This window comes from Nocardia altamirensis NBRC 108246 (assembly GCF_001612685.1).
Classification (GTDB): Bacteria; Actinomycetota; Actinomycetes; order Mycobacteriales; family Mycobacteriaceae; genus Nocardia; species Nocardia altamirensis.
In genome coordinates this window covers 60,073-74,366 of record NZ_BDAY01000052.1, presented here as the reverse complement: position 1 = coordinate 74,366, position 14,294 = coordinate 60,073, and the positions used below count along the sequence as shown (strand labels likewise).

The 14,294-nt window shown below is 65.4% G+C and carries 12 protein-coding genes; 5 read left to right on the top strand and 7 right to left on the bottom strand.

The window, feature by feature from the left end; translation table 11 throughout:
- Positions 1-19 precede the first annotated feature (19 nt).
- The 6 genes from NA11_RS26580 to NA11_RS26555 all read right to left on the bottom strand — a co-directional run bounded on the left by NA11_RS26580 (position 20) and on the right by NA11_RS26555 (position 5,832).
- A complete protein-coding gene (locus NA11_RS26580; protein ID WP_069164754.1) occupies positions 20-919 on the bottom strand; it encodes a class I SAM-dependent methyltransferase in 900 nt (299 codons plus the stop codon).
- A gap of 133 nt (positions 920-1,052) precedes the next feature.
- Positions 1,053-1,565 (bottom strand): DUF3237 domain-containing protein, encoded by a 513-nt coding sequence (locus NA11_RS26575; RefSeq protein WP_084655091.1) that lies wholly within the window; start codon positions 1,563-1,565, stop codon positions 1,053-1,055.
- A gap of 33 nt (positions 1,566-1,598) precedes the next feature.
- A complete protein-coding gene (locus tag NA11_RS26570; RefSeq protein ID WP_084655090.1) occupies positions 1,599-3,101 on the bottom strand; it encodes a CoA transferase in 1,503 nt (500 codons plus the stop codon).
- Positions 3,094-4,017, bottom strand: a complete 924-nt coding sequence (locus NA11_RS26565) for a 3-hydroxyacyl-CoA dehydrogenase NAD-binding domain-containing protein (protein WP_069164726.1) — start codon at positions 4,015-4,017, stop codon at positions 3,094-3,096. Before NA11_RS26565 ends, NA11_RS26570 begins: the two co-directional genes overlap by 8 nt.
- The gene (locus NA11_RS26560) at positions 4,017-4,928 is read right to left on the bottom strand and encodes a YncE family protein (protein WP_069164725.1); all 912 of its coding nucleotides are present in this window, start codon (positions 4,926-4,928) and stop codon (positions 4,017-4,019) included. The genes NA11_RS26565 and NA11_RS26560 overlap by 1 nt, the downstream gene beginning before the upstream one ends.
- A gap of 34 nt (positions 4,929-4,962) precedes the next feature.
- A complete protein-coding gene (locus NA11_RS26555) occupies positions 4,963-5,832 on the bottom strand; it encodes a 3-hydroxyacyl-CoA dehydrogenase (protein ID WP_069164724.1) in 870 nt (289 codons plus the stop codon).
- 222 nt (positions 5,833-6,054) lie between these two features.
- On the opposite strand from NA11_RS26555, the gene NA11_RS26550 reads away from it, so the two are divergent.
- Entirely contained in the window at positions 6,055-6,975 is a 921-nt protein-coding gene (locus NA11_RS26550) for a LysR family transcriptional regulator (protein WP_167837736.1), read from the top strand.
- On the opposite strand, the gene NA11_RS26545 is transcribed toward NA11_RS26550, so the two are convergent.
- Positions 6,941-9,955 carry an alpha-mannosidase gene (locus NA11_RS26545; protein ID WP_069164722.1) on the bottom strand — a complete coding sequence of 1,005 codons (3,015 nt, stop codon included), beginning with the start codon at positions 9,953-9,955 and terminating at the stop codon, positions 6,941-6,943. The genes NA11_RS26550 and NA11_RS26545 overlap by 35 nt on opposite strands.
- Before the next feature lie 190 nt (positions 9,956-10,145).
- On the opposite strand from NA11_RS26545, the gene NA11_RS26540 reads away from it, so the two are divergent.
- From NA11_RS26540 to NA11_RS26525, 4 genes are read left to right on the top strand one after another with little or no spacing between them, the layout of a single operon-like run.
- On the top strand, positions 10,146-11,534 hold the full coding sequence (locus NA11_RS26540; protein WP_069164721.1) for an extracellular solute-binding protein: 1,389 nt from the start codon (positions 10,146-10,148) through the stop codon (positions 11,532-11,534).
- Complete coding sequence (locus NA11_RS26535) at positions 11,527-12,459, top strand: carbohydrate ABC transporter permease (RefSeq protein WP_218023382.1); 933 nt, start codon at positions 11,527-11,529, stop codon at positions 12,457-12,459. The genes NA11_RS26540 and NA11_RS26535 overlap by 8 nt, the downstream gene beginning before the upstream one ends.
- Positions 12,456-13,280: a carbohydrate ABC transporter permease gene (locus NA11_RS26530; protein ID WP_069164720.1), complete on the top strand. Its 825-nt coding sequence runs from the start codon at positions 12,456-12,458 to the stop codon at positions 13,278-13,280. Before NA11_RS26535 ends, NA11_RS26530 begins: the two co-directional genes overlap by 4 nt.
- Positions 13,281-14,291 carry an ABC transporter ATP-binding protein gene (locus NA11_RS26525; RefSeq protein ID WP_069164719.1) on the top strand — a complete coding sequence of 337 codons (1,011 nt, stop codon included), beginning with the start codon at positions 13,281-13,283 and terminating at the stop codon, positions 14,289-14,291.
- Positions 14,292-14,294: the final 3 nt, after the last annotated feature.

Genomic DNA, 14,294 nt, shown 5'->3' with positions numbered 1-14,294 from the left:
CCGACCACCGCGCACCGCGTCAGGAAAACTTGTGGGCGCTCAAGTACCTGATGCTGCCGAATACCGTCGCGAAGGGCTCCGGCATGGTGGGCAGCGGCCGGTGATATCGCTCGGCCAGCTCGTTGGGCGGCACACTCCGGGTGTTCCAGCCTTGTTCGGCCAGCCATTCGCCGGGTTCTTTCCGGTCGTCGGTGTAGAACAATGACGCGAGCTCGGAGGCATCTATGGGGGTGCCTCCGAATTCCTCGGTCTGCGCGTCGACCAGCTCCTCGAAATCGATGTCGACACTGATATCGATATCGTCGACGGCCAACCGGCTACCCGGGGTCGATAATTCCGTGATCCGAGCGAACAAGGCGTCCTGTGCGGCACCGGGCAGATAGGCGAGCAGTCCCTCCGCCGACCATGCCGTCGGCGCGTTCGGATCGAATCCTGCGGCGAGGAGCGCGGCAGGCCAGTCGTCGCGCAGATCGACCGCGACCTCCCTGCGCGTGGCCTTCGCCTCGGCGCGGGATTCGATGAGCACGCGGCGTTTGAACTGCAACACCATCGGTTGGTCGACCTCGAACACGACGACGCCCTCCGGCCAGTCGATCCGGTAAGCCCGCGCGTCGAGACCGGCGGCCAGAATGACCACCTGGCGTACCCCGGCGTCTGTCGCGGCCAGAAAGAAGTCGTCGAAGAATTTGGTGCGCAGCCCCATCGCGCCGGTGGCAAGCGGATGCTCGGCCCACAATGCCGGATCGCTGATCAGCTGGATGGTGTCCGCATCGCCGGAGGCCACGATGAACCGCTCGGCGTATTCGTCGACGATCAGCGGATCGGGTTGCTTGCTGACGACGGCCCGCGCGGCCGCGACCTGAAGCGCGGTCTTCCCGACCCCGCTCACAATGTCCCAGGTGTCACCTTCGAAACGCATCGTGCTCTCCTCGAACCATGAATCCACGCGCCGACGCGATAGCTACGCCATTGCCGCAGGGTAGAGCAATATCGAGGTTGATCATACGATCGCGTGACTGAGACGGCAGCGTGGGCGGGTCGGGCTTCGATACTCAGTCGATCTGAAATACGCGGTAGGCGACTCCGCCATCGATCAAATAGCCCGATCCGACGGCGACGACCTGGTTGAGCCAGGAGTATTTCGCGGAGCCGGTTTCGAACTGCGGGCTGGTGCGGAAGTAGTAGCTGGCGGGGTCGACTGCGCCGGCCTGCGTGGGGTCCATCAGTCGCGCGCGCACGTCGGCGGGGCCGTTGAGACGACCGGTATAGGTCACGTGAATGAGTGCGTCGTCATGTGTGCGCAGTGTCAGCCGCACATCCACTCGTCCAGAACCGTCGGCGGCGGCCAGCGACCAGTCGCCGCCGCCGGGCAGCACCTCGCCGCGCAGCTTCGGGCCGTTGAACGTCCCACCGATCACCGGCCAGAACATGCGATTGCCGAGCGGGCCTGGGCCGATATCCAGCGGTGGCTTCAAGTCGATGGCGATATCGAACAGGTACGTCGTCTCGAGACCGCCGATTTCCCTGATCCTTGCGTCCGTTGCCGTTGTGACGTGTGTAGTCATCGTTCCTCTTCCGGTGTCAGTGTGTTCTGGTTGTCAAGGTCGAGCTAGCCACTCCGGTCGACCCGAGCCGAGCGGCATGAGGCCGAAGGGATACTGGCCGGGCGTTTCCGACATCTGCACTTGGTCGGTCACGCCCTGGTAGAGCCCCGCAGGGCCGTCCATGGTGAAGGTGTCCGGGTCGAGGTACTTGTGGTCCTCGTCCGAGCCGATGGTGTACGCGACGTGCTGCTTGTCGAAGAGGCCGAGGCTGATGATCCACAGCGCGATGCGAGTCAGGCTGACATGGATGCGGTAGCTGCCGCCCTCGGTGGCGCGGCGCTCGAGTGCGGCCGCGATGCCGACAGTGGACATCCAGGGCAGGATCCAGTCGTTCACCACACCGATGAACGGGAGCATCGGCTCCTCGTGTGAGCCTTCGAGCAGGGCCATCCCGGCGGCGACGCCCGCGTTCTGATCGAAGCCGACTCGGTTGGCCCATGGCCCGGTCCGCCCGAAGAGCGAGTTGCTGACATGGATGATGCCCGGCCGGATGTCGGCGGCCTCCTCCGGCGAAAGCCCGTGGCGCTCTAGGTATCCGGGGCGGCGGTTGGCGTAGAAGATGTCGGCTCCGCGCAACAACTCGCGCATCTTCGCGGCGCCGTCGGCGGTCTTGAAATCCAACAGGGACGACCGGACACCGACATTCGAGGTGGCATACAGCCAGGGCAACTCGAGCTCACGTGCATCCCAGATATTGAGCACATCGGCACCGTGCAACGACAGCGTGCGACCGATGCCTGCGCCCGCGATGATGTGCGCGTGGCCGAGCGCTCGAATGCCGTCCAGCGGTGCACTGCCTCCGAGCGGTAAGGGCTCAGGGTCGCTGTCGCCGATCTTCTCGATCTCGATCAGCGGCATGTCGGCAAGCACCTCGGTGAACTGCCGCTCGGACATGAGCTCTTCCACGCTCAACACCTTGGTGAGCACCACGCCTGCGGCCGCAGCGGCCTCCTCCAGCTCGGTGGCCTTCCACTGACTGATCTTGTTGCCGACCGATTCGATGCTGTCGGTCGCGTTCAGTAGTTGCAGCAGGTCGGTCTTGAGCTTCGGATAGATGGCCACGCTCGCCACGTGACGGTCGTCGGCGGTTTGGTAGAACCGCGGCATGGACACCGGCTCGGGTACCGGGTCCCAATAGGCCATCGGCAGCAGGCCGTTGAGCTTCTCCCATTTGCGATCGTAGAAGGGGCACAGTCGATGTGGTGCTTTGCGCATGTCCATGCTGATGTCCTGGCCGGGGCCGCCGCGAAGCTGCCACAGCTTGGCGATCCCGACCGACTTGGCGACCAAGGCGACGCTCGGCGCCGACGCCAGGCTCAGCGTGCTCGGCACCAGCGGTTCGGCGCCGATGAAGGTGATCTCGCCGCCCGAGTCCTCGGCGGCGAGGCCGACGCTGCCGAGCACCTCCTGCAATTCGGCGTGCGGGTCGACCGGCTGATTCTTGTTGTGTAGCGCATTCTTCAAGCGTTGAGTGAGCATGGTTGTCCTATCAGGCATTCGGGCTGGTGTAGACGGCCGGCTGGTCATCGGCCTTCGTCAGTGCTTCGAGTACTGCAGTGGTCTTGCGGTCGCGTTTGGTGACGAGGCGTTGGAAGTTCTGTTCGCCTGTGCCGTAAGCGCTTTCGATGTCTTCGATGAGCTTGCCGCGCACTGCTGGGTCCGTCGACGGTCTGCCGAACTCGATCTTGCCGACCTCGGTGCCAAGCCCGGCGAAGAGATGGCGGACACCGCTCGCCCCGCCGCCGAGTGCCATGGCCTCGAAGAGCCCGATGGTTGACCACCGCAGGCCGAACGAGTTCTGCACGATGGCATCGAGCTCTTTGACGTCGACCACGCCCGACTCCACCAGGTAGATCGCCTCGGCGGTCAACGCCATTTGGAGCCGGTTGGCGACGAATCCTGGCATTTCCTTGCGGATCACGACCGGCACCCGGTCGAGCTCGGTATAGAGCGCGACGGCGCGGGTGACGGTCGATTCGTCGGTTTTGTTGCCGGGCAGGACCTCGACGAGGGGCATGAGCTCCGGCGGATTGAACGGGTGCCCGACGATGATGCGCTCGGCCCTGCCGAGGCCCGCGGCGATCAGCGATGCGGTGATCGACGAGCTGGAGGTGGCCAGCACGGCATCGGCGGGGGCGGCGCGCAGAATCTCGGTGAAGATCTGCTGCTTGACCGGCAGACGCTCCGGTCCGTTCTCCTGGACCAGGTCGGCTTCGTGCACCGCGTCGGCCAACTCGGCGGTCCATGAGACGCGTTGTCCGACACCGAATTCGGACTCGACGAGCTCGCCGAGATCGGGCCGAGGGTCGGTGATCACCACCTGCCATCCGTGCCGATGGGCCAGCCGGGCCCACGACATCCCGATGACGCCTGCGCCGACTATCGCGATGGTGCGTGGCTGTTGCGTATTCATCAGATACCTACGATTCCGGTCAGTGATTGACCCTCGAATTTCGCGATGACGCTGTCGGAAGAGCCGTCCAGCGCGACGGCGCGAAGCACGCCGTCGAGGCCCGTGACATAGGCGATGCCGGCTTCCGGATCGACGGCGAGCCCGACCGCCTCGCCGAAACCGCGCGCGAGAATCTCCGGTTCCCAACCGGATTCGCGACGACCCGGGATCGGCGCGCGGTTCAGCGTGTTGCCTGCGGGCTCTGCGCCGCGGTCGGTCCAGTAGAGGTAATGGTTGGCGGTGTCGATCCACAGATCGACCGGCTCGGGCAGGTTCTCCCACAGCACGTCGATGTCCGTCCGGTGCTGGGCGGTTTGGCCTTCGGGCACAACAAGATTCGCACGGAAGATGCGACCGCGGCCGCCCTTGGTCGGGCCCTTCTGCGTCCAATACAGCGTGTTCGCCGCCGGATCGACGGCGATGCCGACACATTCGTCGGTCTTGTCGCCGGTGACCGGGTTGACCACCAGATCGGTCAATCCGGTGCCGTCGACTGCGACGCGGCTCACCCGCCTGCCTTCGCGGTCGCTCCAAAACAGCTGCCCCGCAGCGAAATCGGCGTCGAGCTGCTTGCCGGTTGTCAGCGCTCCGACTGGAAGGACCACTCGACGATCCGTGCCTTCGATGGTGACGGACTCGAGCGAGCCGTTCTTCGGCGAGAAGTCGACGGTGTTTTCGGCGGGTGGAAGGTCCGGATCGAGATCGGGCACACCCATGTTGGTCCAATAGATGCGTCCTGCGACGGGGTCGTAGGCGATGCCATCGGGAAACGAACGGACGTTGTCGACGATCGTCCGGACGGACAGATCGGCAAGGTCGATGCGGTCGATGGTCCCGCCCGCGGGATTGAGTACTAGAAGTGCCTGGAACACGGCACGCCTCCTGGCTGTGATTGCCTGTTCGGGTTTAGGCCGAACCGCTGGGGTACCGGTAGAAGCCCTCGCCGCTTGCGGCGCCGAGCTTGCCCTTGTCGATGTAGTTTTCCTTCAGCCACGCGGCAATTCTCTGTTTGTCCTCGCCGCCGTGGGAGTGGGTGTTGTACGGGGTGTTCAGGCCGACGACATCGAGCATTTCGAACGGGCCGAACGGGAAGCCCGTGCCGATCTTCCAGGTCATATCGATGGTTTCCGGTTCGGCATACCCGCCTGCGGCGAGCGCTAGGGCGGCGTCGAGAAACGGCACGAGCATCGAGTTGAGGACATAGCCTGCCTTTTCTTTGTGCAGCTCGATCGGCACCATGCCGATCGCGGCAGCGAAATCGGCCACGGCTCGGAACACGTCGGGATCGGTGTCGGGCGTTCCCATGATTTCCGCAACGTTGTGCATCCAGATCTGGTTCGAGAAGTGCAGTGCGAGAAACCTGTCCGGCCGCCCGGTGAAATCCTTCATGTCGCTGGGCAGCAGGGTGGACGAGTTCGTGGCGAAGATTGTCTGCTCGGGTGCGACGTCGTTGAGTCGTTTGTAGGTGTCCTGTTTGATGGTGAGGACCTCCGGCGCCGCCTCGATGACCAGGTCGGCGTCCTTCGCCGCTGCGGCGAGATCAGCGCTGAGCGCGATGCCGGCGGCTGTTCGTTCGGCTTTGCCGTCGGCGGCCCCTTCGACCTCGTTGTTGTAGGTCGCTACCAGGGAGTTGATGCGTTCGCGGGCGCCGACGAGTGCCGCCTCGCTGATGTCATACGCGGTGACGTCGAATCCGCTGTATGCGGTGTGGAATGCGATCTGGGAACCGAGCACTCCGGTCCCGAGGACTGTCACCTTGCGGATATCAATCGTCACGACGCGCCTCCTCGCTGGTTTCGGTTTCTCGAGTGGATGAAATTCACGCTAATTCGATAGATCGGCTAACGGAATTACCATGTTCCTCAGAGTTATCATGACCAGATCGATAACAATGCAGAAGGCTATCTACCTGCGGCTTCATCGTCTTCGAGCGAAGAGTTCGGCGGAACGTCACCTGCGGTACCGGGCATTGCGGACGTAATGGCTACCATATCGCAAATGGAGATCTTTCATCTGCGCTATTTCCTGACTGTCGCCAGGGAGTTGAACTTCACCAGGGCCGCGCAGGCGCTCCAGATGTCCGTCCCGCCGCTGAGTCAGCGCATCAAAGCGCTCGAATCGGAACTGGGGGCACCGCTTTTCGAGCGCTCCACGCGCCGGGTCCGGCTGACGCCGGCCGGTGAACGCCTTGTGCCGCTGGCCTTTTCGATCGTCGCCGACTTCGATGCATTGCCTGGCCTTGTCGCGGCGCCGAACGACGAGACGGTGGACGTGCGACTGGCCATCCCGGAGCTGGTCGGCACTGATCTCAGCCACAAGCTCACCACGGCCATGACCGACCTGTCCGCCGAGTTCTCCTTCACGCTGACGGAACTGCGCTCCGCCGATATCGGTGCCAGCCTGCGCAGCAACCACATCGACGTCGCCCTGACCCATATTCCGGCGGCCGGATCGGGACTGGAATCGATCCCCGTCGGCATCCGGCCGATGGGGGTTCTCGTCGACACCGCCCTCTTCGTCGACCGCAGTTCGGTGCGGGTAGCGGACCTGCGTGGTCTGACCTACGTGCGCGGACCTCGGCACTGGGAACTTGCCCTCGGCGAGCGGGCACGCACCGCGTTGTCCGGGGCGGGCATCGTCGAGGGCAACAGCCGATTCAGGACCATCGACGGCCTGCTGCTGATGCTGCGCCAAACGCCGAGTTTCGTCATCGCACCGTTCGACATCGAAGAACTGCGCGCCGTGCGCGGTGGTGAGTTCCGCATCATGCCCGTCGAGGACCTACAGCTCGAAGTCCGTACGGCCTTGTTGTGGCGCACCGGCGACACCCGGTTCGCCCACCTCGCCACCGAACTCGCTGCCCGCCTGAGCGACGAAGTGCAGGTCACCCGAGAGTGGATCGCGCAAACCGAAGAGTGACCAGCTGGAAAGGACGCAGCCGCAAGCGAACTCCCGCATCCTCCTCGGTGACAGCGGAGTCCGTCGGCAGTGGGCGTTCGAGCAGATCGCAGACCTGGACATCGGTGCTGGGGAAGCCCGCGGTGACCAGTGCCGAGGCGCGGCCGCCGTGCGCCTCGTAGACGCGGAGGACAACGTCGCCGCTGCCGTCGTCGGCGAGTTTGACGGCGCTGGTCACCACGGCGTCGTTGTCGACGGTGAACAGCGGCTCGACCGGTTCGGCTACGCCTGCGGTCGGCGCGGTGAGGTTGATGAGGTAGCCCGCGCGCACGGCGTCACCGATCGTGGCACCGGGCAGCAGCGAGTGCCGGAAATGGTGGACGCCGTGATCGGTGAGCGGGTCGGGGAATCGCGGGGCGCGAAGCAATGACGCGCGCAGTGTTGTCGTCGTTCCACCGTCGGCGCGGACCGTGCGGGTGACGTCGTGGCCGTAGGTCGAGTCGTTGACGAGCGCGACACCCCAGCCCGGCTCGGCGAGGTGGACGAAGCGATGGTTGCATGCCTCGAACTTCGCGTACTCCCAGCTGGTGTTGGTGTGGGTGGGGCGGTACAGGTGGCCGAACTGAGTTTCGGAGGCGTAGCGGTCGGCGTGAATGTCCAGGGGGAAAGCCAGTTTCAGGAATTTCTCGGTCTCGTACCAGTCGACGCTGGTGTCGATGTCGAGGCTGTCCGCGCCTGCCCGCAGCGTGAGGGTTTGCTCGATCTTGGAGGACCCGAATGAGCGGGCGATCCGTACCCGGTCCGAATCCGGTTCCGCCACGACGGAATCCGCCTCGGTGAGATCGGTGACTCGGTTCCGGTAGAAGAGATCGACGTCCCAGGCGTCCCACGAATTCGGCAGATCCGGGTGCAGCTGCAGCAGATTCGCGGCGGCGCCGGGCGGCAGCGTCTCGCGCTGCTTGGCGAGGTCGAACAACGACACCACGAGGCCGCGCTCGTCTACCTCCACCCGCAACAGGCCGTTGTCGAGGACGAATCCGCCGCCGGTGCGTTCGCGCACCGAGCAGCTCTCACCCGCCGCCGCCGGGCCCGCCCCGCCTGCCGGAACCGACTGCCACGCGTGCGGCGTCGCATTGAAGACGTTCGGGCCTGCCTGCCCGCCGCCGAGCGCGGATTGCGCCCGCTCGATGATCGCGGTGAGCTCCTCGGCCACTGCCGCGTAGGTCTGCTCCGCCTCGCGGTACACCCATGCGATCGACGAGCCGGGCAGGATGTCGTGAAACTGATTGAGCAACACCGTCTTCCAGAGCCGATCCAGTGCCGCGTACGGATAGTCGAGATTCTTGCGCACCGCCGCCGTCGCGGCCCACAGCTCGGCCTCTCGCAGCAGGTGCTCGCTGCGCCGATTGCCCTGCTTGGTTTTCGCCTGACTGGTCAGCGTGGCGCGGTGCAGCTCGAGGTACAGCTCGCCCACCCACACCGCGGGGTTCTGATACTCGGCCTCGGCCTTTGCGAAGAAGTCGGCGGGCTTGTCCCACACCACCTTCGGCGAGCCTTCCAGGTTCTTCATCCTGGCGGCCTTGGCGACCATCTCCCGCGTCGTCCCGCCGCCGCCGTCGCCGTAGCCGGTCGGCGCCAGCGACATCGACGCGCGGCCCTTCTCCTTGAAGTTCCGTGCGGCGTGCGCGATCTCGCGGCCTTGCATGGAACAGTTGTAGGTGTCGACGGGCGGAAAGTGGGTGAAGATCCTGGTTCCGTCGATGCCCTCCCACAGGAAGGTGTGGTGCGGGAACTGGTTGATCTGGCTCCAGGAGATCTTCTGTGTCAGTAGCCATTTGGACCCGGCGGCCTTGATGATCTGCGGCAGCCCCGCCGCGAAACCGAACGTGTCGGGCAGCCACGCCTCCTCGTTCTCGATGCCGAATTCGTCGAGGAAGAACCGCTTGCCGTGTACGAACTGCCGTGCCATCGCCTCGGAACCTGGCATATTCGTGTCGGCCTCGACCCACATGCCGCCCGCTGGCACGAACCGCCCCTCCGACACCGCCTTCTTGACCTTCGCGTAGACCTCGGGACGATGCTGCTTGATGAAATCGTATTGCGCGGCCTGGGACATCGTGTAGACGAAGTCCGGGTCCTCGGCCAGCAGCGCGGTCATGTTGGCGGTGGTGCGCGCGACCTTGCGTACCGTCTCGCGCAACGGCCACAGCCACGCGGAGTCGATATGCGCGTGCCCGACTGCGGAGATCGTGTGCGCGGACGGGATCGCAGGCTTGGCCAGCGCATCGACCAGGCAGGCGCGCGCGGCCGCGGCGGTGGCGTTCACGTTCTGCAGATCGATGGCGTCGAGCGCGCGCTCGATCGCCTGGACGATGTCGTAGCGGCGGGCGGGATCCTCCGGCATCTCGTGCATCAACTCGCCGAGCACCTCGAGGTCGAGCACCAGCTGCCAGACCTCCTCGTCGAAGACCGCGAGATCCATTCGGCCGAGCCGATATTGCGGGTCGCTGCCCGCGGTGAGCTTGTCACCGAGTGCGGTCGGTCCGAAGAAGGGAATGCTCGGATTCGACGCCGCCTCGACATGCAACAACACCTGCTCGCCGCCGACCGCTGGCGACGCCACCCGAACCCACTGGCTGCGCGGGTGCAGACCCTTGACCGGTGACCCGTCAGGTCGATAAATCAAGCCCTCGCATTGGAAACCCGTCGCGTTGACGTCGAAGCCGAGGTCGATGATCGCCTCGACGGTCTTGCCTGCCCACGCCTCCGGCACGGTGCCCTCGACCGTGAGCCAGCTGGTGCCCCACGGCGCGCCCCACGGGGTACCGGGCCGGGTCGGCGTGCGCGGCGCGGCGATGCCATCGGCGACCGGCACCGGCTCATCGGGCGCGACCCAGATGGATGCCGTCAGCGGCACCGACTCCGGGTAGATCGCCGGAGCGATCCGCTCGGACAACACTCGTCCGAGGCGGCTCTCTATCAACCGACGGTCATCGTGCATAGCGGTGGCTCCGATCGGATCGACGGCGTGAGCAACGCGGTGTCCCCATTGTCCACAGCAAGGTGAACATTCTCCGGTACAGCCGACGGTGTGCCGTACCGCCTTCGGCCGATTCCGGGGAACGGGCGTCGGTGCGCGGCGTCTTGTGTCAACGTCGGTGTGAGTATGGATTTGCCTTGCAGGAGGGCCCATGGCATCGAACTGGCGGGTGTTCGCGGCGGTGGTGAGCGTCAGCGCGCTCGTGGTCGGGGGAGCGGCGTGCGGATCGGGCGGTAGCGGGCCGTCGTTGACGATCACCGCGAACGCGATCAACTCGGCGGGCGGGAAGAACGCGGCCGAGGCGAAATGGATCGAAGAGTGGGTCATCCCCAGGTTCGTCGACCAGCAGCAAGCCAAGGGTGTCACGGTGCGGGTGAAGTTCCAGGCGACCGGAGTGCCGGACGAGGACTACAAGAGCAGGATCGCCAAAGACCTGAAGACCGGCACCGGCGCCGATGTGGTGTCACTGGACGGGATCTGGGTCGGCGAGTTCGCCGAAGGCCGCCAGATCGAACCGTTGGACAAGCTGGTCGGGGCCGACAAGGTGCAGGCTTGGGACGGCTGGCAGCACATCCCGGAAGCGGTGCGGCAGTTGACGTCCTACCAGGGTGCGCAGTACGGCATCCCGATCGAGACCGACGGGCGGGTGCTTTTCTTCAACCGCAAGGTGTTCGAGCAGGCAGGCTTGCCCGCGAACTGGCAGCCGACCACGTGGGATCAGGTGCTCGAGGCGGCGCGGAAGGTGAAGGCGGTGCCCGGAGTCGTTCCTGTGCAACTGAATGCGGGCACCAGCTTCGGCGAAGCGACGACAACCCAGGGGATGCTGCCGTTGCTGGCCGGCACGGGTAGCACGTTGTACGAGGGCGGCAAGTGGGTCGGGAACACGGCGAAAGTCCGTCGGGTGCTCGACTTCTACCGCACGCTGTACAGCGAGCAGTTGGGCGATGCGGAATTACAGCAGGACGCCAAAGGCCGGGAGAAGAGCTTCGAGAAGTTCGCCAAGGGCCAGGTCGGAATCCTGCTGGAAAGCGACTACTTCTGGCGCGGTGTGCTGAACCCGACGGGGGGCAGCTTCCCGATGGCCGAGCGGGACACCCAGGTGGGCTGGGCGAAGATTCCCGCGGCGACGCCGGGGAGCGGCGTGCACGGACAGGACTTCGTGAGCATCTCCGGCGGCGGCGGGCGGGTGATCAGCCCGAAAAGCAAGAATGTCGAATTGGCATGGGAACTCCTGCAATTCATGAACTCGCCGGAGGCGCTTCGTGAGCTGCTCGCTCGCGGCGGCCCGCGCATCACCGCGCGCCAGGACGTCAACGCCGACGCGCTCGGCGGCGACCCGATGCTGACGTTCGTGTCCGCGCAGATCTTGCCGATCACCGCGTTGCGGCCTGCGCTGCCGGAGTACAACGCCGTGTCGAAGGCGCTGCAGCAGGCGGCACTCGACGTGGCCACCGGCAAGAGCACGGCGGATGCCGCTGCGGCATACGGCAAAGCGGTGGTGGCGGCGGTCGGTGGCCAGGACAAGGTGGCCAGTGACTGATCCCGCTACCCCCGGCGCCGCCGCTGTCGCCGGAGCCCAGCAGGGCGGATCCGATACCGACGTCGCCGGATTGGGGCGCTGGAAGGCGAGCGCGTTCGTCACGCCGGCGCTGCTGCTGATCGCGGCTTTCCTGGTGTTCCCCGCATTGTGGTTGCTGTGGATCGGCCTGACCGATCTCACCGTGTCCGGGCGCACCTCGGTGGACGTTTCCTTTGTGGGACTTGGCAATTACACGAAGGCGCTGACCGACCCGCTGTTCGGCAACAGTGTGTGGATCACGCTGCTGTTCGTGTTCGGCTCGGCCATCATCGGGCAGAACTGTCTCGGCTTCGCACTGGCATGGACGATGCGCCGTGCGGTCCGCTGGGTCCGCATCGTGGTGGAGAGCCTGGTGCTGCTCGCGTGGATCCTGCCCGCGAGTGTCGTTGCGGTGGTGTGGATTGCGATGCTCGATCGCGACGAAGGCACCGTCAACCGGTTGCTCGGCAATCCAGGCTACGCGTGGATGATCCACCAGCCGCTCGCCGTCATCATCGTATTCAACATCTGGCGCGGCACCGCGTTCTCCATGCTGCTGTACTCGGCCGCGCTGTCGACCGTGCCGCCGTCGCACCTCGAAACCGCGCGGCTGGCTGGTTCTTCCGGGCCGCAGACATTGCGGGACGTGGTCTTTCCGCACCTGCGCGGGCACGTCCTGACGAACACGCTGCTGATCAGCTTGTGGACCTTCAACGACTTCACCCCGTACCTGCTGACGCGCGGTGAGCCGAACCACCGCAGCGAGACGCTGCCGATCTTCCTGTACCGGCAGGGGATCGACGACGGTGCGCTCGGCTACGGCGCCGCGGCGTCGGTGCTGATGCTGCTGATCAATCTGGTGCTCGCGCTGTTCTACCTGCGCCTGCTGCGGCGGAGGAGCTCATGAACCCACGGCATATCGTCTCGCGGATCGGCTTCTACACCTTCGTCGCGGTGGTGACCGGGTTCTTCGTGCTGCCGATCCTCTGGCTGGCCTCGGCGCCGTTCGACGCCAATCCAGGGTACGCACCGCGGATTCCGGAAAAGCCGACGCTGAAACACTTTTCGGCGTTGTTCGAGGACGACCTGACCATGGGTTCACTGTGGAATTCGGTGCTGCTGTCCGGATCAAGCATGGTGCTGGTGGTTTCGAGTGCGGCGCTGGCGGCGTACGCGCTGTCGCGGGTCCGGATCCCTGGCCGTGACGCGCTGCTGTATGCGCTCCTGCTGCTGTCCAGCGTGGTGACCGGCACCGCGGCGATGGTGCCGATCTTCCTGATGATCTGGAAGCTCGGTCTGCTCGACCAGGAATTCGGTGTGGTGCTTGTGCTTTCGGGCGGTCTGTTGCCTGCGGCCATCTTCATCCTGAAGGACTTCATGGACTCGGTGCCGAGGTCTTATGAGGAATCGGCGCGGGTGTTCGGGGCCGGGCCGCTGCGGATCCTGCGCGACATTGTGGTGCCGCTGGCTCGGCCCGGACTGGCCACGATCGCGGTGTGGACTGTGGTGAACGTATGGGGCAGCTACTTGGTGCCGTTCCTGCTGTTGCGCGACCAGGACAAGCAGCCCGCCGCGGTGGTGGTGCGCACCTTCTACGACGAGGGCGGCGGGGCGCTGCTCGGGCCGATTTCGGCGTTCTCCCTGCTGTATTCGATTCCGGTCGTGCTGATGTACGTGTTCGTCAACCGGCGCTACGGCTTCCGGCTCCACGGAGGGATCAAGTCCTAGATGGCGCAGATCGATCTGGTCGACCTGACGAAGGTCTTCCCCGGCGACGTGAAAGCCCTCGACGCCCTGAATTTTACGATTCAGGACGGCGAGTTCTTCGCGCTGCTCGGGCCATCCGGGTGCGGCAAGACCACTCTGCTGCGCAGCATCGCCGGACTGGAAACCCCGACCAGCGGGCAGATCCGGATCGACGAGAAGGACGTCACCCGGCTCTCGCCAGGCCGCCGTGACGTGGCGATGGTGTTCCAAGACTATGCGCTGTTCCCGCACATGACGGTGGCCGACAACATCGCCTATCCACTGAAGGTCCGCGGCACCGATCGTCGGACCAGGGCGGCGAAAGCGACCGAAACCGCGGAACAGCTTTCGCTGCAAGGACTGCTGGCGCGCCGACCCGCCGAGCTGTCCGGCGGGCAGCAACAGCGAGTCGCGTTGGCGCGGGCAATGGCCTGCCACCCCAAGGTGTTTCTTTTCGACGAGCCACTGTCCAACCTGGATGCTCGGTTGCGCTTGGAAGCCCGCACCTTCCTGAAGAAGCTGCAACTCGAACTCGGCGTCACCACCGTGTTCGTGACCCACGACCAAGCCGAGGCACTGGCCATGGCGGACCGGATCGCGGTGATGGCGGAGGGGCGGATCCGCCAACTCGGCACTGCCCGTGCGGTTTTCCGCCGCCCCGCCGACACCTTCGTCGCCAACTTCATCGGCTCGACCCCGATGAACCTGATCCCCGGCGAGCTGGTCGGCCTGAGCCCCTCGGTCATCTGGGGCGCCCGTCCGGAGTACCTGACCTTCTCCGCCACCGCCGTGGACGATGCACTGCGCGGCACCGTCTCCACGGTGGCGCACCTCGGCGCAACCTCGCTGGTTACGGTCGAGGCGGACGGCTTCACCGTCGGCGTGATCGTGCCGGAGGCAGCAGAGCCCGCGCTGGGCGCCGACGGTTGGGTTGTCCCGCAACCCGACCGGGTCCTGCACTACGACGCCGAATCGGGCACTCTGCTGCCGTGAGCT

Excerpts from the sequence above, each read along its gene's own strand:
- NA11_RS26580 (WP_069164754.1), bottom strand. The coding sequence starts at position 919 with ATGCGTTTCGAAGGTGACACCTGGGACATTGTGAGCGGGGTCGGGAAG.
- NA11_RS26575 (WP_084655091.1), bottom strand. The coding sequence starts at position 1,565 with ATGACTACACACGTCACAACGGCAACGGACGCAAGGATCAGGGAAATC.
- NA11_RS26570 (WP_084655090.1), bottom strand. The coding sequence starts at position 3,101 with ATGCCTGATAGGACAACCATGCTCACTCAACGCTTGAAGAATGCGCTA.
- NA11_RS26565 (WP_069164726.1), bottom strand. The coding sequence starts at position 4,017 with ATGAATACGCAACAGCCACGCACCATCGCGATAGTCGGCGCAGGCGTC.
- NA11_RS26550 (WP_167837736.1), top strand. The coding sequence starts at position 6,055 with ATGGAGATCTTTCATCTGCGCTATTTCCTGACTGTCGCCAGGGAGTTG.
- NA11_RS26545 (WP_069164722.1), bottom strand. The coding sequence starts at position 9,955 with ATGCACGATGACCGTCGGTTGATAGAGAGCCGCCTCGGACGAGTGTTG.
- NA11_RS26540 (WP_069164721.1), top strand. The coding sequence starts at position 10,146 with ATGGCATCGAACTGGCGGGTGTTCGCGGCGGTGGTGAGCGTCAGCGCG.
- NA11_RS26530 (WP_069164720.1), top strand. The coding sequence starts at position 12,456 with ATGAACCCACGGCATATCGTCTCGCGGATCGGCTTCTACACCTTCGTC.
- NA11_RS26525 (WP_069164719.1), top strand. The coding sequence starts at position 13,281 with ATGGCGCAGATCGATCTGGTCGACCTGACGAAGGTCTTCCCCGGCGAC.